Source organism: Croceibacterium aestuarii, assembly GCF_030657335.1.
Classification (GTDB): Bacteria; Pseudomonadota; Alphaproteobacteria; order Sphingomonadales; family Sphingomonadaceae; genus Croceibacterium_B; species Croceibacterium_B aestuarii.
The window spans coordinates 354,027-375,969 of the sequence record NZ_CP131039.1 but is presented as its reverse complement, the minus strand read 5'-3'; the positions used below and the strand labels follow the sequence as shown (position 1 = coordinate 375,969).

Genomic DNA, 21,943 nt, shown 5'->3' with positions numbered 1-21,943 from the left:
TCGGCGAACGGTTAGCCTGCATTCGGAAACCAAGGAGGAACCGGGTGGCGAACTGCTGGAAACATGCTGGCTTGCTGGCGCTCTGCATCGTGGTCGGCGGCTGCGGCGGAGATGAGGCGACCGTTCCCGAAACTGCCGCCACGCGTTCCGGAGGGCTGACGCTGCGGCTGTCAGAGACTGTCCAGTGGGCTCCGGTCAGCGCTCAGGTGGCCACACGCGACGAGGCGCAGGTCCTGGCGCGGATACCCGGCATCCTCTCGTCACTGACGGTGCGGGAAGGCGATTACGTGACCAAGGGCCAGGCGATCGGACGAATAGTCGACAGTTCGCTCGGCTATCAGAGCGGAGCCTACGGCGCACAGGCCGCGGCCGCGCAGGCGCAGGCGGCGCAGGCCGAAGCGGAGCTCGCCCGTACTCGCTACCTCTATGAAAACGGCGTCTACGCGAAGGCACGGCTCGAAAAGGCCGAGGCGGCGGCAAAGGCCGCCCGGTCGCAGGTCAACGCCGCTCTCGAACAGCAGAAATCCGTGCGCGCCGTCGCTGGCCAGGGTGTCGTCCAGGCGCCGGCCACTGGTCGCGTGCTCGCGGCGGACATTCCCGCCGGTGCGCCGGTGGCGCCGGGCATGACGATCGCGACCATAACCTCGGGTCCGGTGGTCTTGCGACTCGACTTGCCCGAATCGCTCGCTGCCTCCGTACATCCCGGTTCGGCCGTCGTGATCGACGAGCCGGGGAAAGCCCTGCGCGGAGCCGTCGCGCGGGTTTATCCGTCGGTCCGCGCGGGCCAGGTCCGGGCTGACGTCGATGTACCCGGTCTCGACGCCACGTTGATCGGCCGCCGACTGCAGGCACGGGTGGAGAATGGACGGCGCAAGGCGTTGCTCGTTCCCGCGAGCTATGTCTCGACGCGTTACGGTATCGATTATGTCACTCTGCGGGCGAAGGACGGAGGTCTCACGAGTGTGCCGGTGCAGACTGCGCCGACAGCTGAGCAGGGCATGGTCGAAGTTCTCTCCGGCGTCTCGGCGGGGGACGTTGTGGTCAACGGGGCCGCACGATGAAGCTCGGGATATCGGGGCGCCTGACCCGGGCAACGATTGCTTCGCCGCTTACGCCGCTGTTTCTTCTGGCGGCGATTTGCGTCGGATTGATCGCGACGATGACCATTCCGCGCGAGGAAGAACCGCAGATCAGCGTGCCGATGGTCGACATTCGCGTCCCCGCGCCGGGACTGTCTGCGAGCGACGCCGTCGAGGTCGTCGCCAAACCGCTCGAAACGATCATCAAGAGCATCGACGGGGTCGAGCACGTCTACACCCAGGCCGAGGACAACGGCGTTCTGGTCACCGCACGGTTCCTTGTCGGTTCCGATGCCGAGGACGCGGCCACCCGGGTGGACGAAAAAATCAACGCGAACATCGACCGGATCCCGGTTGGCATCCCACCGCCGCAAATCACCGTGCGCGGAATTGACGACGTTCCGATTGTCGTCCTGACTCTCAGTCCGAAGCCCGGCGCCCCGGGCCAGTGGACGGAGCAATCGCTCCATCAACTGGCTGCCCGCCTGCGGACTGAACTCGCCAAGGTCGAGGACGTCGGTCTGAGCTTTATCGTCGGGGGACAGGAACAGGCGATCCTCATCGTTCCCGATCCCGCTCTGTTGGCGCTTCACCAGGTCCCGATCGGCAACCTCGTCGAATCGGTCGCGCAATCCAACCGGTCGTTTCCGGCGGGGACCGTGCGAGAGGGCGGCCAAGCCGCAACGGTCATGGCTGGAACCCAGATGCGAACTGCCGGCGAAGTGGGCGCGCTCCAGGTGCGCTCGATCACCGGGGCGCCGGTCTACTTGCGCGACGTCGCCAGCGTTGCGCAGAAACCGACGCAGCACCAATCGCGCGCGTGGCGGTGGGCGCGGCAGGGTAACGAAGGCCGATGGGCGGAGGCGCCCGCCGTTAGTCTTGCGATCGCCAAACGGGCCGGTGCAAACGCGGTCTACGTGTCGGAGGCAGTGGTCCAGCGGGTCGAGGCGCTCCAGGGCGACCTTATCCCCGAAGGTGTCGAGGTTTCAGTCACCCGGAACTACGGGAAAACGGCCGATGAAAAGGCCAACGAACTGCTGTTCCATCTGGCACTGGCCACCGTCTCGATCGTCGTCCTGATAGGCTTTGCGATCGGCTGGCGCGAGGCGGGCGTAACGGCCATCGTCATCCCCACGACCATCCTGCTGACCATGTTCGCCAGCAACGCGATGGGTTTCACCATCAACCGCGTCAGCCTGTTCGCGCTCATCTTCTCGATCGGCATACTTGTCGACGACGCCATCGTGATAATCGAGAACATTGCCCGGCATTGGGCCATGCAGGACGGACGAAGCCGGCCCGAAGCTGCCATTGCCGCGGTGGCCGAAGTCGGCAACCCCACCATCGTCGCCACCCTCACCGTGGTCGCCGCGCTGCTGCCGATGCTCTTCGTTTCGGGCCTGATGGGTCCCTATATGGCACCCATACCGATCAACGCCTCGGCAGCGATGGTATTCTCGTTTTTCGTGGCTGTCGTCATCGCCCCCTGGCTGATGATCCGCTTCGCCAGGAAGACGCTCGCCCATGGTCACGCAGATGCGCACGGCGGCAAGCTCGGCGCGCTCTATGCCAGTGTCGCGTCGCGCGTGATCGCCACACGCAGGGGTGCGTCGCGCTTTCTCATCGCGGTCGGCATCGCGACCTTGATCGCCTGCTCGATGTTCTACTTCAAAGCCGTGACCGTGAAGCTCCTGCCATTCGATAACAAATCCGAAGTCCAGTTGGTGGCGGACCTGCCCGAAGGATCCAGTCTCGAAACCACGTCGCGCGTGCTCGAGCAGGCCGCGGCGATCGTTCGCGGCGTGCCCGAGGTGGTTGCGATGGAGGCCTATGCGGGAACGTCCGCGCCGTTCAATTTCAACGGTCTGGTGCGCCATTACTTCCTCCGAGATCGGCCATGGATGGGCGATCTCATGGTGACGCTGCAGGAAAAGGGCGAGCGGGACCGATCGAGCCATGAGGTGGCGGTCGACCTGCGCGGGAAGATTGCCGCGCTCGACCTGCCCGATGGGACATCCCTCAAGGTGGTCGAAACTCCGCCCGGGCCACCGGTTCTCGCGACTTTGCTGGCCGAGATCTACGGGCCCGACGAGGCAACCCGACGTGCGGTCGCGCAGCAAGTGGAATCCATTTTCAAAGAGGTTCCCTTCATTGTCGACGTCGACAATTCGTTCGGCCGTCCGGCGCCGCTATTGCGCCTGGTCCCGCAACGCGATCGCCTCGATTACTACGGCCTCTCGCAGCGCGACGTGTTCGACTCGATCGGAGCGCTGCTCGGCGAGAAAACCATCGGTTATGCACCGCAGGGCGGCGGGCGCGATCCGCTGCCGATCGTCATCGGCCTCGACCAGTCGCAGCGCAGCTGGAGCCAGTCGCTGGGCGCGACCCCCGTCGCGGCTGCGCAGGGTCCCGCTGGCCCGCAGCTGATCCAGCTCAGCGAAGTGGTCGACGCACACATGACGCAAGGCGAGCCGGCCATTTTCCGCCGCGACGGCCGCGGGGCAACGATGGTTACCGCCGAACTCGCCGGGCGCTATGAGGCACCCATCTACGGCATGCTCGAAGTGCAGGACAAGATCGACGCATTCGACTGGGCGGCCGCGGGCTTACCGAAGCCCGCGATCAGCCTGCACGGTCAACCGCAGGACGAAAGCCGGCCGACGCTGCTGTGGGATGGGGAATGGGAAATCACCTGGGTAACCTTTCGCGACATGGGCGCCGCTTTCATGGTTGCACTGCTCGGCATCTATGTCCTCGTTGTGGGGCAGTTTCGCAGCTTCACCCTTCCGCTCGTGATCCTCACCCCTGTTCCGCTCACGCTGGTCGGCATCGTGATCGGGCACATGCTTTTCGCCGCGCCGTTCACTGCCACCAGCATGATCGGCTTTATCGCCCTCGCCGGGATTATCGTGCGAAACTCGATCCTGCTGGTCGATTTCATTGGTCATTCCCGAAGCGCTGACACGAGCTTGCGCGATACCTTGCTCGAGGCCGGGATGATCCGTTTCAAGCCGATCGTTCTGACTGCCGCGGCAGCGATGATCGGGGCCGCGGTTATCCTGACCGACCCCATCTTCCAGGGCCTCGCAATCTCGTTGCTCTTCGGCCTCGCTTCGTCGACCGTCCTGACCGTTCTGGTAATTCCTGCTATCTACATCGTGCTGCGCGACGATGGTCGGCCGATGACCACGCGCGATGCAGCGGGAGACGATTGAATGACTTCGCAAACCGTGGTGTGCCGCTCTTGCGCCGCCCTCAATCGAGTGCCGAGCGAGCGGCTGGCTTCCGGTCCCAAATGCGGCAAATGCGGCCAGCCGCTCTTCACGGGCAAGCCCATCGCGGCCGACGCGGCGCTTTTCGACAAGCTGACCGGGAAGGGCAGCCTTCCGGTATTGGTCGATTTCTGGGCCGAATGGTGCGGCCCTTGCAGGGCAATGGCACCCGCATTTGAAGCGGCGGCGGCGAGACTTGAGCCACGGGTCGTGCTCGCAAAGGTCGACACCGAGCGGGCACAGTCTGTGGCCGCACGTTACTCCATCCGCTCGATCCCGACGTTGATCCTGTTTCATGGCGGAGCGGAGGTTTCGCGGCAGGCCGGGGCGATGAACGAGAGCGCCATTGTGCAGTGGACGCAGGCCGCCTTGGGCTAGGGCGCGGGCAGGCTCGAAGCAGCGGAATGGCGATCCTCGCATCGGATCGCCCGGCGTCTCCGGATATCTGCGTATACCGGCGCTGCGCAATTTGATCGAAGTCAAACGCCTTGGAGCGGCGCAGCCGCACGATGCCGACGGAGATTTCGATGACCGATTGTGCCCAGTGTCCAGTTCGCGATCAGGCCATTTGCAGTTCGCTTTCTGACGATGATGTGGCGCGGCTCGGTCAGTTCGGCCGGTTGCAACGCCTTCGCCGCGGGACGGTGCTGCAGTGGGAAGACGAAGAATCGCTTCTGGTGGGCAACGTCATCGAAGGTGTGCTCAAGCTGTCCTCGACGGCCAGCGACGGCCGTGAGCAGACCCTGGGCCTAGCCCACCAGGGCGATTTTGTCGGTCGACCCTTCGGCCCCAAGTCTGCCCATTCGGTGGTCGCTCTCACCGATGCCCAGGTCTGCACGTTCCGGCGTGCCGAGTTCGACAGCTTCGCCCGCACCCAGCCGGAACTCGAACACGATCTCTTGGAGCGTGCCCTTACCGACCTCGATCGCACCAGAAGCTGGCTGATGCTGCTCGGCCGCAAGACCGCCGGCCAGAAGATTGCCACCTTCCTCCTCGACATGGTCGAGCGCGCTCGCGCATCGGGTGCACCGGAGTGTGGCCCGGTGACTATCGAGCTTCCTTGCGGCCGGCAGGAGATCGCCGATATGCTCGGAACGACCATCGAGACTGTAAGCCGGCAGATTACCGCACTGCGAAACCGCGGAATCATCGAGACTCCGGGAACCCGCCGGATCATGATTCTGGATCGGGAGGCGCTCGTTCTCCTAACCGAGGCGGAGTGATCGCGCCCGCCAGCAAGGACTGCGGACATTCGTATATCTCCCAATGTCCGCTGGCCCGGGAAGTCTGCATTCATGCTTCATGGACGCAGGATTTCATCGAGCTTCGGAGTGGAAGATCATCCGACTCGAGCTGGCGCGCACCCCGGAATATCCCTCCGGCTCGGCCAGCCGGGCCTATATCTTGCGTTTGCCGGTCTACGAGGACGGCATGATCGACGAAGACGCGGTCAAGGAGCATCGCTCGATGGCGACGGTTCGCCGGTTCTGGCCCAACGAGCCCGACCAACAAGGGTATGTCGTTAGGGCCGGCGACCACTGGGCCTTTTCGTACAGGGTGGGCGAGGACGACGATGAAAGCCTGTTTCACCTCGAAACACACCCCCTCGCGCTGGGGGAATTCGTCACGTTGACCGAGCCGGACGGACGGCAGTTTCCGTTCAAGGTTGCAGAAGTCGCACGCTAGGCCCTTCTGCCTGCCTCCCGCGGGTCTTAATCGAGATCGGTGGCCGAGGCGTCCGGCAGAGTGAAGTGAAAGGACGTCCCGCCAAGCGACGAGGGTTCGATCCAGATACGTCCTTCATGCGCCTCGACGATCGTTCGACAAATCGACAAGCCAAGCCCCATCCCGCTCGATTTCGTGGTGCGAAAAGGGGAGAACAGGTCCGCCGCTATATCGGCCGGCAATCCAGGTCCGCTGTCCGTCACCGAGGCGTGCACCATGCCGCCGGGGCTGGTGCTGCTCGTCACCTCGAGTCGCTTGAACTTGCTGTCCTGCATGGCCTCGATGGCGTTCTTTATAAGGTTCAGGAACACTTGCTGAACCTGGATGCGGTCAACGAGAACGGTTTGGTCGACGGGAATGTCGACTCGGAAATCGAGTTGGTCGCTACCGGTGCTCAGCAAGGCAAGGGCGCTGGCTTCGTTGACCAGTCGCGCGAGCGGCACGATCTGCCGTTCGGTTTCGCGGCGGGCGATGAAATCGCGCAGTCGCCGCACGACCTGGCCGGCCCGGATCGCTTGCGCTGCGCATTCGTCCAGCGCTTCCCGGACCATCTCGCAGTCTTCGAGCTGCGGGTCGACCAACATCTCGCTCGCCGTTTCGACGTAGTTGGCGATCGCGGTAAGTGGCTGGTTGAGTTCGTGGGCGATCGAGGTTGCCAGCGTTCCCATTTCCGTGACCCGGGCGACGTGGGCCAGCTCGTCCTGCAGATTGTGCAGACGCTTTTCCGTCTCCTGGCTCTCGGTCAGATCGCGAATGAAGCCGGTGAACAGCCTGCGGCCTCCATGCTTCGCTTCGCCGACGGCGAGTTCGATCGGGAAAGTGGTGCCGTCCCGCCGCCGAGCGGTCGTGATGCGGCCAATGCCGATCATGCGCCGCTCGCCGGTCTGCATGTAGTTGGCGAGATACCCGTCGTGCTTCTCGCGGTCGGGCGATGGCATCAGCGTGCTGACATTTTCGCCGACTACATCCTGCTCACGGTACCCGAACATGCGTTCCGCCGCCGCGCTGAAGTATACAATCTGCCCCCCCTCATCGATCACGATCATGCCCTCGGGCACGGTATCGAGGATCGACCGCAGAAGGATCTCCTCGCCAGGCCGGGGCAACATCTGCTTCACATGCACTCCTTCGAGGTCAACGGGGCGCGTTTGCCGCGGACTAAGGGATTCGTTAGACAAACCTAATGGACTCTCGCACAATCAGCCAGAGCAATGGTAGCGGGACGCGATGCAAGTCAGCTCTCCAAAGGACATGGTATCGGATTGCCTGCGCTGCCGCGACGGCATCCTCGCACTTTGGCGCATCCCAGCACCAGCATCTGCATGACCGGTGAATTTTTCGCCAGGTCGGGTGGGCAGTTCGCCGCCTGATAATATATTGACGACCGAGCGCCGACTATGAATCGGCGGCCGATGAGCTAGCGCGGAGGAAGGACGGTTTGGCAGACAAAATGCTGGTCCACGTTGTCGACGACGAGGATTCGATTCGCCGGTCGCTCGATTTCCTGCTTCGCTCGGCTGGATATGCGGTGGAGCGCTGGCCCGATGGCGAAGCCTTTCTCAAGGGCGCCGATCGCAACACGCCGGCCTCTGTCTTACTCGACGTGCGAATGCCGGGCATGGACGGGCTGCAGGTGCAGCAGGAGATGGCGAAGCGTGGACTGAACTTTCCCGTCATCGTGCTCACAGGTCACGGCGACATCGCCACGGCCGTACGGGCGATGCGGGGAGGTGCCACCGATTTTCTCGAAAAGCCGTTCAAGCGCGAGCGCCTCCTCGAGGCCGTCGCGGTCGCCCAGTCGCAACTGGCCGACAAGGCCGGCCAGCGCAATCGCCTTGAATGGGCAAGGACGCAGATCGCCCGGTTGACCGAGCGCGAGCGCGAAGTACTCGAGGGGCTCGCCTGCGGCTACCCCAACAAAACAATCGCCTACGACCTCGGCATCAGCTCGCGCACGGTCGAGGTCTATCGCGCGAATGTGATGGAAAAGCTCGAGGTGACGAACTTCGCCGACGCCCTGCGTGTCGCCTTCACCGCCGGCATGGGCTCCGAGGAAGCGTGGCTTGCGTCGCATCAGGCCGGCCCGGCTGAGAACGCCGACGACCGCTAGGGGCGGTGAGCTTGCCGAGTCGCCGATCGCTCAGGCGGCCTTGCATTCCGATTCAAAGCCCGGCGCGGCACGAAAGACCGGCTCGGTTCCCGCTGACGCGAGCTGTTTTTCCAAGCAGCCGTCGAGCTTGTAGACATCGTCGAACTCGCGAATGCTGCCGTCGGCCTGGGCAATTGCGGTCAGATAGACGACATAGATGGGCAGCGGTTGTTCGAGCGGAATCTCAACGGTTTTCCTGGTTGCCGCCGCAGCGTCGATCCTCGTGCGTGTCCATTCCGAGCCGGCTAGGAGATGTTCTCCAAGTGCAAACGGATCCTGCGTGCGGATGCAGCCGTGGCTGAAGGCGCGCACATCGCGCTCGAAAAGGTCCTTGGACGGGGTGTCATGCACGAAAATCGACAAGGGATTGGGCATGTCGAGTTTCATCTGCCCGAGCGCGTTCTCGGGCCCCGGCATCTGCGTGACGTTGAGCTTGCCGCCGTTCCAGTTCCAAGTGTACCCCCGCGAGCGGGCGACCTGCGGCCGGTTGCGCACCAAGGAGCCGACGCTCTCGGCCACGATCGACTGGGGCACGTGCCATGAAGGGTTGATAATGACACCCTTGATGCGCGCCTGGAATCGTGGGGTCGGCGTCGAGGTCTTGCCGACGATGACGCGGTGGGCGGAAAGCAGCCTGCCATTCTCCACCAGGCGCAGGCGGTACTCCGGGATATTGACGATGACATAGCGCGTGCCGAGATCGTGCGGCAGCCAGCGCCAGCGCTCGAGGTTGAGCTTGATGCGTTCGCGCTCCGCGGCGCGTTCGGGGGGCAGCTTGGCAAGCGCGAGCCGAAGACTGCGGTACTGGGGATTGGCCGGTGCCAGTCTCTCAAGGACCCCGGCGACGTCGCGCTTTGCGATCGCCTCGTCGATCATAAGGGCGACCCGTTGCGGATCGAGCGTATCCGATACGATATAGGTCCTGCCCCTGTTGCCGGGCTTGATATGACCCCGCGCCAGATCCGCGGCCACCAGGGTGAAGCTGAGCGTCGCCTGTTTTTCGATCGCCACCGGCTCGCCGGATTGCAGTGCCGCTCGCAAGAGGGCCGGCTGGTAATCCGCCGCGTCGAGCCCGTGCGAGCCGACGCCGTCGATATATGCCAGCAAGGCTTCCGCCGCCGGCTGGTCCCAGTGCCGCGGAGCGGGCTCTTGCGCCGGCGCGCCAGCGGCGACCAGGAGCAAAAGACAGGACGCGGGCACGGTTGCCAGCCTGCGCAGAATCGCACCGATTGTCGGGATAGGTCTGAAAGTCATGCGCCGCTCCACGGCAAGGACAGGAATTAAGGCGGAAGAGCACCGGGTAACGCGATGCGCAGGCGGTAGCGCCCCGCAATTATACGGATGAGAGCGGCGAGCTTGTTTTGCGCGACCCCATCTATATATACTGAGCGATATGGAAAATGTTGCTGTCAGAGGGCGCCCCAGGGAATTCGACGTCGATGATGCGCTCGCCGCAGCCCTGCGGGTTTTCTGGACCAACGGTTACGAAGGATCGTCGCTCACCGACCTGACCGACGCCATGGGCATCACCCGGCCGAGCCTTTACGCAGCCTTCGGGAACAAGGAAGAGCTGTTTACCCGGGCGCTCGACCTCTACGAACGCGAAAAGCTCGCCTACATTCGCGAGGCTTTGGATGCGCCCACGACGAAGGGAATGGTAGCGAACCTGCTCCACGGCGCCATCGACCTGGTGAGCGGCGATTGCCGGGGATGTCTGGGCGTGACGGCAACGGTCACCTGCGGCGCAGAGGACTCGTCGATCCGCCAGCATATCGAAGGTATCGCGGCCAACACGCACCGCGCACTGGTCGAACGTATCGAGAAGGGCATCTCTGCCGGCGATTTCGATGCGCCGGCCGACCCCGAAGCGCTCGCCAACTATCTCAAGACTGTCTTGCAGGGCCTTTCCGTGCAGGCCCGCTCGGGCATGTCGCGGTCCCAGCTTGAGAGCGTCGCCCAAGCTGCGGTGGCGATTTGGCCTTCGCGCTGATGGCCCCTTTTTTGCTGCATTGCGAAAAAAATATCGGTCGGTATAGAAATATCGCTTGACCTGAACCCCAGATTACATACTTAGCGGTACAGAAGTCTGGCCCGGGCGGTAGCTGATGCTGCCGACCAGGGCGGGGCCGCTTCGCGGCGCTCGCCATTCCGGCCTTGTCCGAAAGAATCCCTCCCGGAGCGCGCTTCGGGACGCGGAGAAAAGCGCCCTGACCGGGCGAGGGGTAGTCATGTTCGATACACCGTTCGATCGTTCCGAAGACCAGCGCGGGAGCAATTCGCCAAACGACGGGGACCTCGTCGATGGATATCCGGCGCGCATGCAGCCCATGGAAATGGCAAGGGACGAAGAGGGCGAGTATCGCGGCCGACACGCTCGCCGCAACCGGCGCATCGTCCTCGTGGTCGCGATGGCCGCTGCCCTGCTCGCCGCCTGGTGGTTCCTGCGCACCGACGTGGCTCCGGCTGCCGCGCCGCCGCCGCCCGAAGTAACGGTCGCCCAGCCGATCCAGCGCGAAGTGACCGAGTGGGACGACTTCATCGGTCGTTTCGAGCCGAGCCGCGCGGTCGAAGTGCGCCCGCGCGTTTCCGGCCAGGTGACCGCGGTCCACTTCACCGACGGCCAATTTGTCCGCGCAGGCGCTCCGCTGTTCAGCATCGACGCCCGGCCGTTCCGCGCCAGCCTAGCCGAGGCGCAGGCGAGCGCCGCCAGCGCATCGAGCGCGCTGTCGCTCGCCCGCAGCAACCTGGCCCGGGCCCAGCGCCTGGTTGCGGAAGACGCGGTCGCGGCCAACGAGATCGACCGCTTGCAAGCCGAAGTGCGCATGCACGAGGCTCAGCTTGCCGCTGCCCGCGCGCAGGTGCGCTCGCGCCAGCTCGACGTGGAGTTCACCACTGTGCGCGCGCCAATATCAGGACGGATTTCCGACCGCCGGGTCGACGCGGGAAATCTGGTCGCGGCCGGAAGCGGGCAGGCAGCCACTCTGCTGACCACGATCAACGCAGTCGATCCGATCTATTTCGCCTTCGAGGGATCGGAAAGCACGTTCCTCAAGACGCGGCGCGAGGGCCTCGACAAGAAAGTTCCGGTCGACATCCGCCTCGCCGACGAGCCCGACTATCGCTGGCACGGCTCGCTCGACTTCGTCGACAACGGCCTCGACGCGCATTCCGGCACGATCCGGGCTCGCGCTCGCGTTCGCAATCCCGACGGCTTCCTGACGCCGGGACTGTTCGGCAACATGCGCATGGCGACCGGGGGCACGGAGCAGGCGCTGCTGGTGCCCGATACCGCGATTACAACCGACCAGACTCGCAAGCTGGTGATGGTGGTGGATCGCAAGAATGCGGTCGCCGCCCGCGAAGTCGAACTCGGCCCGTTGGTCGACGGTCTGCGAGTGGTCCGCAAGGGCCTCGCCCCGACCGACCGCGTCATCATCGACGGCGTGCAGCTCGCCATGCCAGGCCAGACGGTGAAGCCCAAGCAAGGCAAGGTGCCGGAACCCGGGGCCGCATACACCGAAAAGGCGCTCGACGAAGCGCCCGCCAGCGCCGCCACACTCGCCAACTGACCAACCGACCGGAGCCAAGCCCATGCGTCTGCCGCGCTTCTTCATCGATCGGCCGATCTTCGCAGTGGTCATCGCCGTGATCATCACGCTGGTGGGTGCAATCGCCTATGCGTTCCTGCCCGTCAGCCAGTACCCCGAAGTCGTGCCGCCCACGGTCACGGTGAGCGCGGTATATCCCGGCGCGTCGGCCGAAACGGTCGCTGACACGGTCGCCAATCCGATCGAGCAGGAAATCAACGGGGTGGACGGCATGCTCTACCTCTCCAGCCAGTCCACTGGGGACGGGCGAGTGACGATCACGGTTACGTTCGAACCCGGTACCGATCTCGACCAGGCGCAGACGCTGGTTCAAAATCGCGTGGCAATTGCCGAGCCGCGCCTGCCTGAGGAAGTCCAGCGCCTCGGTATCGTGACCCGCAAGACGACGCCCGATTTCCTGCTGGTCGTAAACCTCATTTCGCCCGATGGGTCGCTCAACCGCGAATACATCTCCAATTACGCCCAGACCCGCATCAAGGACCGCCTCGCCCGCATCGAGGGGGTCGGAGACGTGCAACTGTTCGGACAACGCGAACTGGCCATGCGCGTGTGGATCGACCCCGGCCGCGCCGCCGCACTCGGCTTGACCGCGGGCGACATCGTCCAGGCTTTGCGCTCGCAGAACGTGCAGGTCGCAGCAGGCACGCTCGGCCAGCAGCCGAGTCCCGACAGCGCGTTCCAGCTCAACGTCGAGACGCAGGGCCGCTTCACCGATCCCCAGCAATTTTCCGACGTCGTCATCCGCACGGACGAGCAGGGCCGCCAGGTTCGCGTCGGCGATGTCGCCCGGGTCGAGATCGGGGCGCAGGACTACGCCACGTCTGCCTACCTCAACCAGATGGACTCGGTCATCATCCCGGTCTTCCAGGCTCCGGGATCGAACGCCCTGGCGGCGGCGGAAGAGGTCAAGTCGACCATGAGCGAGCTGTCGAAGAGCTTCCCTGCGGGGCTCGAATACAGGATCGTCTACAATCCGACCGAATTCATTTCCGAAAGCATCAGCGCGGTGGTCCACACGCTGTTCGAGGCCATCGTTCTCGTCGTGCTGGTGATCGTCGCCTTTCTGCAGAAGGCACGTGCCTCGCTCATCCCGGTTCTGGCAATCCCCGTCTCGCTGGTCGGCACCTTCGCCGTGCTGGCCATGCTCGGCTATTCGCTCAACAACCTCTCGCTATTCGGACTGGTGTTGGCGATCGGGATCGTCGTCGACGACGCGATCGTCGTGGTCGAAAACGTGGAGCGCAATCTCGAGGCGGGGCACTCGCCGCTCGAAGCCGCGCGGCGGTCGATGGACGAGGTCGGTACGGCTCTCATCGCCATCGTCCTGGTGCTGTGCGCAGTGTTCGTGCCGACGCTGTTCATCGGCGGCCTGTCTGGCGAGTTCTACAAGCAGTTCGCGGTCACCATTTCGGCGGCCACCATCATCTCGCTGGTCGTTTCGCTCACGCTATCTCCGGCACTTTCGGCTCTCTTGCTGCGTCCGCACCGAAAGCTGCGTCGGGACGCGCCGCGCTGGCGCCAGGCGGTGGAGGCTGCGGGCGACAGGTTCAACCGCGCCTTCGAGCGCTTCAGCGAACGCTATGCGGCGCTCACCGCGCGCCTTGTGCGCATGCCCCGGCGCATGATGGCCGCCTATGCCGGCCTCATCGCGCTGACCGCGGCCGCCCTGGTCTGGACGCCCACCGGCTTCGTGCCGCAGCAGGACCAGGGATACTTCCTGACGGTCATCCAGCTGCCGCCCGGTTCTGCCACCACGCGCACCGACGCGGTGATGAAGCAGGTCGCCGAACGGATGCTGCCGATCGACGGAATTTCGGGCACCGTTATGCTCTCCGGCTTCGACGGAACGTCGGAGACGCAGTCGGCCAGTTCGGCGGCCGCCTACTGGGTGCTCGACGACTTCAAGACGCGCGCCGCCAAAGGCGAGACGATCGACGCCCTGATGCAGCAGGCGCAGGCCGCCACGGCCGACATCAAGTCGGCCCGTCTGATGATCGTCAAGCCGCCGGTCATTCGCGGTATCGGTTCGGCCGGCGGTTTCCGCATGATGATCGAGGACCGATCGGGCGCCGGCTATCGCAAGATGCAGGATATCGCCAATGCCGTGATCGCGCAGGCCAACCAGCACAAGGGCCTCGCCGGGGTCTACACGTTCTTCGATACCGGGACGCCGCGCGTGAAGGCCGACATCGACCGCGACAAGGCGCAGATCCTCGGGGTGTCGCCCGCCAAGGTGTTCGAGACGCTGCAGGTCTATCTCGGCAGCGCCTTCATCAACGACTTCAACCTGCTGGGGCGGACCTATCGCGTTACCGCGCAGGCCGATGCGCCGTTTCGCAACGATGCCTCGGACATTGCCAATCTCTACACCCGTTCCGACAACGGGGCGATGGTCCCGCTCGGTTCGGTGGCGGAGCTCAGCGACACGACCGGCCCATACCGCGTCACGCGCTACAACCTCGCCCCGGCGGTCGCGATCGACGGTGACACGGCGCCCGGCTTCTCGTCGGGTCAGTCGCTGGCGACGATGGAAGGCGTGGCAGCGAAAGCGCTGCCGCGCGGGTACGAATCCGAATGGACCGGTATCGCCTTCCAGCAGGCGACTGCCGGCAACACCGCGATCCTCGTCTTCGCGCTGGCCGTGGTGCTCGTCTTCCTCGTTCTCGCGGCGCAATACGAAAGCCTGGTCATGCCCCTGGCGATCATCCTGATCGTGCCGATGTGTCTGCTCGCCGCGATGGTAGGGGTGAACATCCGCGGCATGGACAACAACGTGCTGACGCAGATCGGTCTCGTCGTGTTGATCGCCCTGGCGGCGAAGAACGCGATCCTGATCGTCGAGTTCGCCCGCCAGGGCGAGGAGCGCGACGGGCTTTCGCCGGTCGACGCGGCAGTTCAGGCCGCACGCACCCGGCTTCGCCCGATCCTCATGACGAGTTTTGCCTTCATTCTCGGTTCGGTGCCGCTGGTCGTCGCGACCGGGGCCGGAGCGGAACTGCGCCAGGCGCTGGGCACCGCGGTTTGCTTCGGGATGCTGGGGGTAACCGGTTTCGGCCTCGTGTTCACGCCGACTTTCTACGTCGTCTGCCGCGAGCTCGGCGACCGGCTCGCCGCCCTACGCAACCGCACCGAGCCGTCTGCGGGCGAGGAACCTTTCACAGTCCCTGCCGAATAGGAGCATCGTCCATGCGCCATCCTGCATTCGCATTCGTCTCGCTATCCGCGCTCGCCCTTGCCGGGTGCGCGGTGGGGCCGGACTACGTCGCACCCACCCCCCAATCCTCTGCGGCGACCGGCCCCTTTCTTTCGCTCGACCCGGCAGCGGTTCGCCCCACCGAGCTGCCCACTGGTTGGTGGCACCTCTACAACGATCCGGTCCTTGACGGGCTCGTATCCGACGCACTGGCGGCAAACACCGACGTTCGCCAGGCGAAGGCGCGGATTGCGCGGGCGAGGGCCGTCTTGCGCGGCGCCGGGGCGGAGCGCCTGCCGCAGTCGTCGCTCTCGGCCGGGGGCTCGTATGCGCGCACGCCCGACAGCCAGCTCATGCCCGGTGCCGACCGCGAAAGCGCGAACTTCGATCTCGGCCTCGACGTGTCGTACGAGGTCGATGCGTTCGGCCGGATATCGCGCGGCATCGAGGCCAGCCGGGCCGACCTCGAGGTTGCCCAGGCCGAAGCCGATGCGGTTCGCGTCGTGGTCGTTGCCGATACCACGCGGGCCTATGCCGACGCGGCGAGCGCGGCCGCGCGGATCGCGGTCGCCAAATCGATAGTCGGTCTGCTCGACGAGACGCTGCACCTGACGAATCGACGGCACGATGCGGGCCTGGAGGACGGACTGGCCGTCGCCCGGATCGAGACGCTGCGCGAGCAGCGGGCGGCCGAAATTCCGGCGCTCGAAGCCGAGCGGCGCGCTGCGCTTTTCGCGCTCGCAACGCTGACCGGCCGCGCCCCGGCGGACTTGCCGCCTATCGCGGGAAGCCGGGCACTGATCTTGGAGATCGCCGCGCCCTTGCCGGTCGGAGACGGGGCGTCGCTCCTCGCCAGACGGCCGGACGTGCGCGCGGCCGAGCGGCGACTGGCGGCCGACACGGCGCGGATCGGCGTGGCCACCGCCGATCTCTATCCCCGCATCACGCTGGGCGGGAATGCAGGGTCGAGTGCGACGAGCCTCGGGGATCTGCTGACGGGCGGTTCGCTAAGCTACCTCGTCGGATCGTTGATCGACTGGGTGTTCCCAAATCAGGAAGCGACGAGGGCGCGCATCGAAGCCGCCAATGCCGACGCCGAGCAATCGCTCGCGGCCTTCGACGGAGCCGTTCTGCAGGCGCTGAAGGAAACAGAGGTCGCGCTGACGAGATATGCCCGTTCGCTCGATCGGCGGCGCACTTTGCAGGACGCTCAAGCGGCTGCCGAACGCGCAGCCGCGATCCTGCGTGCTCAGCGACGCGAGGGCACGGTCGACTCGCTTCAGGTTCTCGACGCGGAACGCACTCTCGCCGAGACGCGCGCTCAGCTTGCCGAGCAAGACGCGCAAGTATCGCGCTACCAGATCGGGGTGTTTCGTGCGCTCGGCGGGGGCTGGGCGGCCGATAACGGGAGGCCGCGGACATGAATCGCTCGCCGTGGTGGAAGGAGCACGCCGACGCGTTTCGCGCAGCCCTCTCGGGCTTCTTCCTGGCTTCTTTCGTATTGCTCCTCCGCATCTTCGTGGAGGGGGGCCAATAGGCGCTCTCTCCGGGAACGTGGCTGCAGGCTGAGGCCTGCCATTCCTGAATATCGCGGGTGCCTTGCTGCGATATTTAACCGGGTTCACCAAGTTGTTCGGAGACCACCGCCTCGCCGGAAGGCGCGGCTTCACTATCGGTCGAATCCTTTCTAGCGATCGACATCTGGGCGGCTTTGCGCAGAAGGCCGTATTCCGAGGGACTTATCTTGGGCAAAAGCTCCACGAATGTGACGACGTCTTCGACCTCTTGGGGGGACATGACCTCTCCCCACGCCGGCATGGCTGTCATCTTCACGCCGTGGTTGACGATTTCGTAGAGCTCGCCGTGGGTCCAGCGGCTTCCCGCATCGAGCAGGTACGGCGGGGTCGGTAACATGGCGCTAACCCAGTGCGCGCGCGCCACGCCCGGGCCGCCGTGGCACTCGACGCAGTGCTCTTCGTATTCAGTCGCGCCGGAAAGGAGCCGAGCCTTCGAAAGAGGCGGCGTACGCCGCATTTCGGGGGCTCGCCGCTTGACCGAATTGACCATGGTGGTGTGGACCGCCCAGGCGACCAGTTTGGCGTGCGGGCTGCTCGCCGCCGTGTTGTATCGGCCGGACAGGACGAACACCCCTAGCAAAGCGGCCACGGCGCCCGAGAGCGCAACGCCTCCTGCCAGCCCGGCCAGCAATTTGTGTTCGCGAATCAGCTGCCGAATCCGTCTCATCGCAGCTCCAGCAAGTAAGCGGCCGCATCGCGTGCCTGACGCGCCGTTAGACCCTGGTCGGGCATGTAGTTGCCCTTCACGACTTCCTGTGGATGCAGCAGGTAATACTCGAGGTTCGGGCGCGAATTGGGCAGCGTGCCGGCGATGATGTGCCGTTCGCCCAAACCGGCGAGCGACGGACCGACTTGCCCATCCGCCCCGGTAATGCCGGGAATGGTGTGACACGATCCGCAAGCCTTGCGGCTGATGACCAGCGCGCCGGCCTCCGGATTGCCCAAGGCGGGCGCATCGCCATCATGCGGTGCGCAAGCGCCAAGCCACGCGCAGGCGCCCAGCGCGCAGATGGCCGCCAAGAGTGGGCGACGGTGCGACAGGTTGCGCTCGGCGGGATCCATGATATCCGAACCGGATTGAAGGCCCTGAAGTTCCGCGCGCTTCATTTCGATTGCGCCGGTTCGCGGGCCCCGCCTCGCCCGCGCTGCATTCGATCGGCCGCGGCCAGTAGAGCAATGTGCGACAAGCCCTGCGGAAAATTGCCGAGCTGACGGTCGCCGCCAAACTCCAGCTGCTCGGCGAGCAAGCCGAGATCGTTGGCGCGGCCCAGCACGCGCTCGAAGAGGGTGCGTGCGTCGTCGATTCGGCCCTGCATGTGGTAGACTTCGGCCAACCAGAACGAGACCGCGACAAAAGCGCCCTCCGAGCCCTCGACGCCGTCTTCGGTCGCTGCGGTATCGTAGCGGGCGAACAGCCCATTGCGACATAAGTCGGTCTCGATCGCCGCGACGGTGGCACGGACCCGCAGGTCGTCTGCCGGCAGGAACCCGACCAAGGGAATGCGCAGGGCGGAGGCGTCGACGGCGGTATCGCCATACGCGATCACGAAGCACCCGCGCTCCTCATCCACGCCCTCGTCCAGCACCTGCGCATGGACCGTCCGAGCCAGGTCGCGGTAGTGCGCCGAAAGCGCGGTGTCGCGCTGTTCCAGCCATGCCGACGCGCGATCGAAAGCGACCCAGCACATGACCTTGGAATAGGTATGGTGACGCGGCTCGCCCCTGCTTTCCCAAATACCGGCGTCGGGTTTTTGCCATACTTCCTCGAGGCGCGAAGCGAGCAGGCGAATCAGTTGGTCGGAATCGTCGTCGTCGCCGACTCCCTCCTTGCTGGCCTGGTAGAGCGAATCGATGACCTCGCCATAGATGTCGAGCTGGAGCTGATCCTCGGCGCGATTGCCGAACCGCACGGGCTGCGCGCCGTTGAAGCCGTGCAGCCAGCCGGCCTGCCACTCGATCGCGCGTCGCTCTCCGTCGACCAGGTAGAATGGCTGCAGGTCGATGGGTTCACCGCCTACTGTCCGGCGCAGCCACTTGATCCAGTCGCGCGCTTCGTCATCGAGGCCCCAACGGGTCAGTGCAAGCAGAGTGAAGGTTGCATCGCGCAGCCAGCAGAACCGGTAATCCCAGTTGCGCTCGCCGCCAGGCTGTTCGGGAAGCGATGCGGTCGGCGCCGCGACCATTCCCCCGGTGGGCGTGAACATCAGCGCCTTCAAGGTAATCAGCGACCGGGCGATCATCGCGCTGTAGCGGCCATCTCGCGTAATGTTACCAGACCACTCGCGCCAGAAGGTTTCGGTGCTCCCGAGTTCCTCGGACGGGTCGATCCGCGCAGGAGTCTCTTCGTGACTCGGGAACCAGGTCAAGGCGTAGCAGGCCCTCTCCCCGGCGCCGAGACGCTGCGCGCTGGCAAAGCGGCGGTCGGCGAACTCGATCGGTACGTCGAATTCGAGACTGACGGCGTTGGGTCCGCTGATCGCCATGACGCACCCGTCGCCCGCGCCGCGGACGAGCGGATGGATCCGCCCGTAGTCGAAGCGCAGCCGCATCTCATTGCGCACCGACACCTCGCCTTCGAGGCACTCGACAATGCGCACGATGCGCGGGACTTGCGCGCGCATGGGCATAAAGTCGATCTGGCGAGCCTTGCCCTGCGAACAGGTGATTTCGGTTTCAAGGATCAAGCTGCCGTCGCGGTAGCTGCGGCTGCGGCCGGTTTCGCCTTCGAACCGCAAGTGCCAGCAACCGTTTTCGTCGTCGCCCAGCAGCGCGGCGAAGCAGGCTTCCGAATCGAATCGCGGCAGGCACAGCCAATCTATCGTGCCATTGCGATGGACGAGCGCGGCGGTCTCTCCGTCGCCGATCAGTGCATAGTCTTCGATGCGCTTGTCGCTCATGCGCGGGCGCGCTTGGCCATCCACGCTATTCCACCGGCGGCGAGCGCGAGTCCTGCCGCCAGCGCGGTCTGCGCGCGGTGCGTCGTCAACCAAAGTTGCGAGCTGCGGCTGCGCGCCTTGCGATCGAAGCGGCCGTGTGCGCCGCGATCGCCGGGTACCGGCCGGTAGAGATTGTTCTCGCGGTCGGGCGCCACCGGTTCGGTGTCCTGCTGTCCGGAATACCCGGTTCGCGCCAGGTACCGGTCGAGCAGCGGCGAGGCGAGCCGATCGCCCCAGATCGCCTGCAGCGTCGCCCAGCCGAGCTTGATCTCCTTGCGTTTGTGGTGCGCGGCGTAGTGAATCGCTTCGGCGGGAATCTCGGGCTGGTACGGCGGGCTCGCCGGCTTGGGCTTCATCGGCATCAGCGACTTGATCCAGTCGAACTGCGGAGTGTTGACGCCGGGCAGCTGGACCATGCTGACATGGACGTTGGACTTCGCGTGAAGCAATTCGCAGCGCAGCGAGTCCTGGAACCCCTGGATCGCGTGCTTTGCACCGCAATAGGCCGATTGCAGCGGTATCCCGCGGTAGGCGAGCGCGCTGCCCACCAGCACGATCGAGCCGCGGTCGCGCGGCAGCATGCGGTCGAGCGCGGCCCGGCTCCCGTGCACCTGGCCGAGATAGGTCACGCGCGTGACGCGCTCGTAATCCTCCATGGCCATTTCAGCGAACGGGCCGAGAACGCCGGCGAAGGCCGCGTTGACCCAGATATCGATTGGCCCGAGTTCCTGCTCGATCCGTTCGGCAGCGGCCGCAACCGCTTCGTATTCGGCCACGTCGCACGGGCAGACCAACGCTTCGCCGCCAGCGGCCTCGACTTCGCGCTTCGCGGCTTGAAGACCGTCGATGCCGCGGGCGATCAGGGCGATTTTCGCTCCGTCGCGCGCGAACCGGCGGACCACGGCGCGGCCGACGCCGGCCGAGGCGCCGGTGACGACTACAACGGGCGGATTGGCAAGGTTCTGTCTCATATCCAGTTAAAGCTCACCCCGGCGGGCTAGTTCCGCAATCCGGTCACCTGTGCGGCAGGCAATCGCCTGGATGGTCAGCGACGGGTTGACGCCGCCCACGGTGGGAAAGACCGAACCGTCGCAGAGCCACAGGTTGGGCACGTCCCAGCTGCGGCAGTCGGCATCGACCACGCTGGTGGCCGGATCGTCGCCCATGCGCGCGGTGCCGTTGAGGTGACAGGTGTCGTCCATCTCCTGCCAGCGCTCGGTCGCGCCGACCGCCTCGAGCGAACGGTCCATGAAATCGACGGCGTGCCGAATCATCGCCTTCTCGTTGTCGCCGAGCGAGTACGTGACGCGCGGTACCGGCAGCCCGTATTGATCGGTCTCGTCCGTGAGGGTGACGCGGTTGTGCGGGTAGGGAAGCACCTCGCCGACCATCTTGAGGCCGACCGAATGGTTGGCGCGGTTCATCTCGTCGAGCAGCGCCTGCCCCCACAATCCGCGGCAGCGCGACAGGGTGTTGGCCCAGCTTATCGGCAGCGGGCCCTGGCTCATATAGCACCAGCCACCGTGATAATCCTTGCCGCTATCGGCGTAGTTCCAATGCTCGGAGATCGCCAGGCTCGGCGGCCCCTTGTAGGAGCGCACCTCGTCTTCGAGGCGTCCCCACGCGGCCTGGTTGAGCTGCACCATGAGGTTCCTGCCCACCATTCCCGAGGAGTTGGCCAGGCCGTCGGGGAACTCGTCGTTGGCGGAGTTCAGCAGCAGGCGCGGCGTCTCGATCGCATAGCCCGCCACCACGACGTTCCTCGCCTTCTGGAAGTGCCATTCGCCCTCGCGGCGAAAATGCACGCCGGTGGCGCGGCCGTTTCGTGTCTCGATCCGTCCGACCATTGCCAGGTCGCGTATTTCCGCGCCCGCCGCCAGGGCGCGCGGGAGCCAGGTGACGAGCACCGATTGCTTCGCGTTGGTCGAGCAGCCCGCCACGCAGAAGCCGCGATAGACGCAAGGGTGGCTTGTCCGCGCGGGGCCGAAAGAGTGGCAATCGGCGTTTCGGTCCACTCTATCCCCAGAGCTTCCGCCCCTTGCGCGAGATAGCGCGCGGGGGCGTTGAGCTTGTGCGCGCGGTAGGGATAACGCGGCCGCTTCGGGCCCCACGGGTAGGTCAGCGGGCCCGCGATGCACAGCGCCTGCTCGACCTCGCGATAATAAGTCCACATTTCGCGCCAATCGAGCGGCCAGTCGACGCCGTAGCCCAGCTTGCTGCGCGCCTTGAACCATTCGGGCCGGAAGCGCAGCGAGACCATCGCAAAATGCACGGTCGATCCACCCACCGACTTGCCCGAATTGTTCGAGCCCATCGTGAGCGGGTCCGCGCCGTCGACGATCCGTTCGTCGGTCCAGTAGAGCTTTTCCTGATGCGCTTCGTCGGAGGCGAAATCCTCCAGCGG

The 21,943-nt window shown here is 65.2% G+C and carries 17 protein-coding genes; 10 read left to right on the top strand and 7 right to left on the bottom strand.

What is annotated here, in order from left to right:
- The first annotated feature begins 44 nt into the window (after nt 1–44).
- From Q7I88_RS01690 to Q7I88_RS01670, 5 genes are all read left to right on the top strand, one after another.
- Complete coding sequence (locus Q7I88_RS01690; protein WP_305097309.1) at nt 45–1,061, top strand: efflux RND transporter periplasmic adaptor subunit; 1,017 nt, start codon at nt 45–47, stop codon at nt 1,059–1,061.
- On the top strand, nt 1,058–4,294 hold the full coding sequence (locus Q7I88_RS01685; RefSeq protein ID WP_305097308.1) for an efflux RND transporter permease subunit: 3,237 nt from the start codon (nt 1,058–1,060) through the stop codon (nt 4,292–4,294). Before Q7I88_RS01690 ends, Q7I88_RS01685 begins: the two co-directional genes overlap by 4 nt.
- Nucleotides 4,295–4,729, top strand: coding sequence for a thioredoxin TrxC (gene trxC / locus Q7I88_RS01680; RefSeq protein ID WP_305097307.1), 435 nt, complete (start codon nt 4,295–4,297; stop codon nt 4,727–4,729). It begins immediately after the preceding gene.
- Between the two features lie 149 nt (nt 4,730–4,878).
- Nucleotides 4,879–5,574: a Crp/Fnr family transcriptional regulator gene (locus tag Q7I88_RS01675; protein ID WP_305097306.1), complete on the top strand. Its 696-nt coding sequence runs from the start codon at nt 4,879–4,881 to the stop codon at nt 5,572–5,574.
- Between the two features lie 79 nt (nt 5,575–5,653).
- On the top strand, nt 5,654–6,037 hold the full coding sequence (locus Q7I88_RS01670; protein ID WP_305097305.1) for a hypothetical protein: 384 nt from the start codon (nt 5,654–5,656) through the stop codon (nt 6,035–6,037).
- Between the two features lie 26 nt (nt 6,038–6,063).
- Here the strand turns inward: Q7I88_RS01670 and Q7I88_RS01665 are convergent, their stop codons facing one another.
- Nucleotides 6,064–7,185, bottom strand: coding sequence for a PAS domain-containing sensor histidine kinase (locus Q7I88_RS01665; RefSeq protein WP_305098642.1), 1,122 nt, complete (start codon nt 7,183–7,185; stop codon nt 6,064–6,066).
- Between the two features lie 329 nt (nt 7,186–7,514).
- Here Q7I88_RS01665 and Q7I88_RS01660 point away from each other — a divergent pair, with 329 nt between their 5' ends.
- Nucleotides 7,515–8,186, top strand: a complete 672-nt coding sequence (locus tag Q7I88_RS01660) for a response regulator transcription factor (protein ID WP_305097304.1) — start codon at nt 7,515–7,517, stop codon at nt 8,184–8,186.
- 30 nt (nt 8,187–8,216) lie between these two features.
- Here the strand turns inward: Q7I88_RS01660 and Q7I88_RS01655 are convergent, their stop codons facing one another.
- A complete protein-coding gene (locus Q7I88_RS01655) occupies nt 8,217–9,491 on the bottom strand; it encodes a L,D-transpeptidase family protein (RefSeq protein WP_305097303.1) in 1,275 nt (424 codons plus the stop codon).
- A 127-nt stretch (nt 9,492–9,618) separates the two neighbouring features.
- Between Q7I88_RS01655 and Q7I88_RS01650 the strand changes: the two genes are divergently transcribed.
- From Q7I88_RS01650 to Q7I88_RS01635, 4 genes are all read left to right on the top strand, one after another.
- Complete coding sequence (locus Q7I88_RS01650) at nt 9,619–10,215, top strand: TetR/AcrR family transcriptional regulator (RefSeq protein ID WP_305097302.1); 597 nt, start codon at nt 9,619–9,621, stop codon at nt 10,213–10,215.
- A gap of 238 nt (nt 10,216–10,453) precedes the next feature.
- Nucleotides 10,454–11,794: an efflux RND transporter periplasmic adaptor subunit gene (locus Q7I88_RS01645; protein WP_305097301.1), complete on the top strand. Its 1,341-nt coding sequence runs from the start codon at nt 10,454–10,456 to the stop codon at nt 11,792–11,794.
- 22 nt (nt 11,795–11,816) lie between these two features.
- Complete coding sequence (locus Q7I88_RS01640) at nt 11,817–15,008, top strand: efflux RND transporter permease subunit (RefSeq protein ID WP_305097300.1); 3,192 nt, start codon at nt 11,817–11,819, stop codon at nt 15,006–15,008.
- An 11-nt stretch (nt 15,009–15,019) separates the two neighbouring features.
- A complete protein-coding gene (locus tag Q7I88_RS01635) occupies nt 15,020–16,450 on the top strand; it encodes an efflux transporter outer membrane subunit (protein WP_305097299.1) in 1,431 nt (476 codons plus the stop codon).
- Between the two features lie 187 nt (nt 16,451–16,637).
- Here the strand turns inward: Q7I88_RS01635 and Q7I88_RS01630 are convergent, their stop codons facing one another.
- The 5 genes from Q7I88_RS01630 to Q7I88_RS16520 are packed head-to-tail and all read right to left on the bottom strand — an operon-like array spanning nt 16,638 to nt 21,773.
- Nucleotides 16,638–17,270, bottom strand: coding sequence for a c-type cytochrome (locus Q7I88_RS01630; RefSeq protein WP_305097298.1), 633 nt, complete (start codon nt 17,268–17,270; stop codon nt 16,638–16,640).
- Nucleotides 17,267–17,665: a c-type cytochrome gene (locus Q7I88_RS01625; RefSeq protein ID WP_305097297.1), complete on the bottom strand. Its 399-nt coding sequence runs from the start codon at nt 17,663–17,665 to the stop codon at nt 17,267–17,269. The genes Q7I88_RS01630 and Q7I88_RS01625 overlap by 4 nt, the downstream gene beginning before the upstream one ends.
- Nucleotides 17,666–17,706: 41 nt before the next feature.
- The gene (locus tag Q7I88_RS01620; protein WP_305097296.1) at nt 17,707–19,500 is read right to left on the bottom strand and encodes a glycoside hydrolase family 15 protein; all 1,794 of its coding nucleotides are present in this window, start codon (nt 19,498–19,500) and stop codon (nt 17,707–17,709) included.
- On the bottom strand, nt 19,497–20,510 hold the full coding sequence (locus Q7I88_RS01615) for an SDR family oxidoreductase (protein ID WP_305097295.1): 1,014 nt from the start codon (nt 20,508–20,510) through the stop codon (nt 19,497–19,499). The genes Q7I88_RS01620 and Q7I88_RS01615 overlap by 4 nt, the downstream gene beginning before the upstream one ends.
- Nucleotides 20,511–20,516: 6 nt before the next feature.
- Nucleotides 20,517–21,773, bottom strand: coding sequence for a GMC oxidoreductase (locus Q7I88_RS16520; protein ID WP_369426091.1), 1,257 nt, complete (start codon nt 21,771–21,773; stop codon nt 20,517–20,519).
- Between the last annotated feature and the right edge of the window lie 170 nt (nt 21,774–21,943).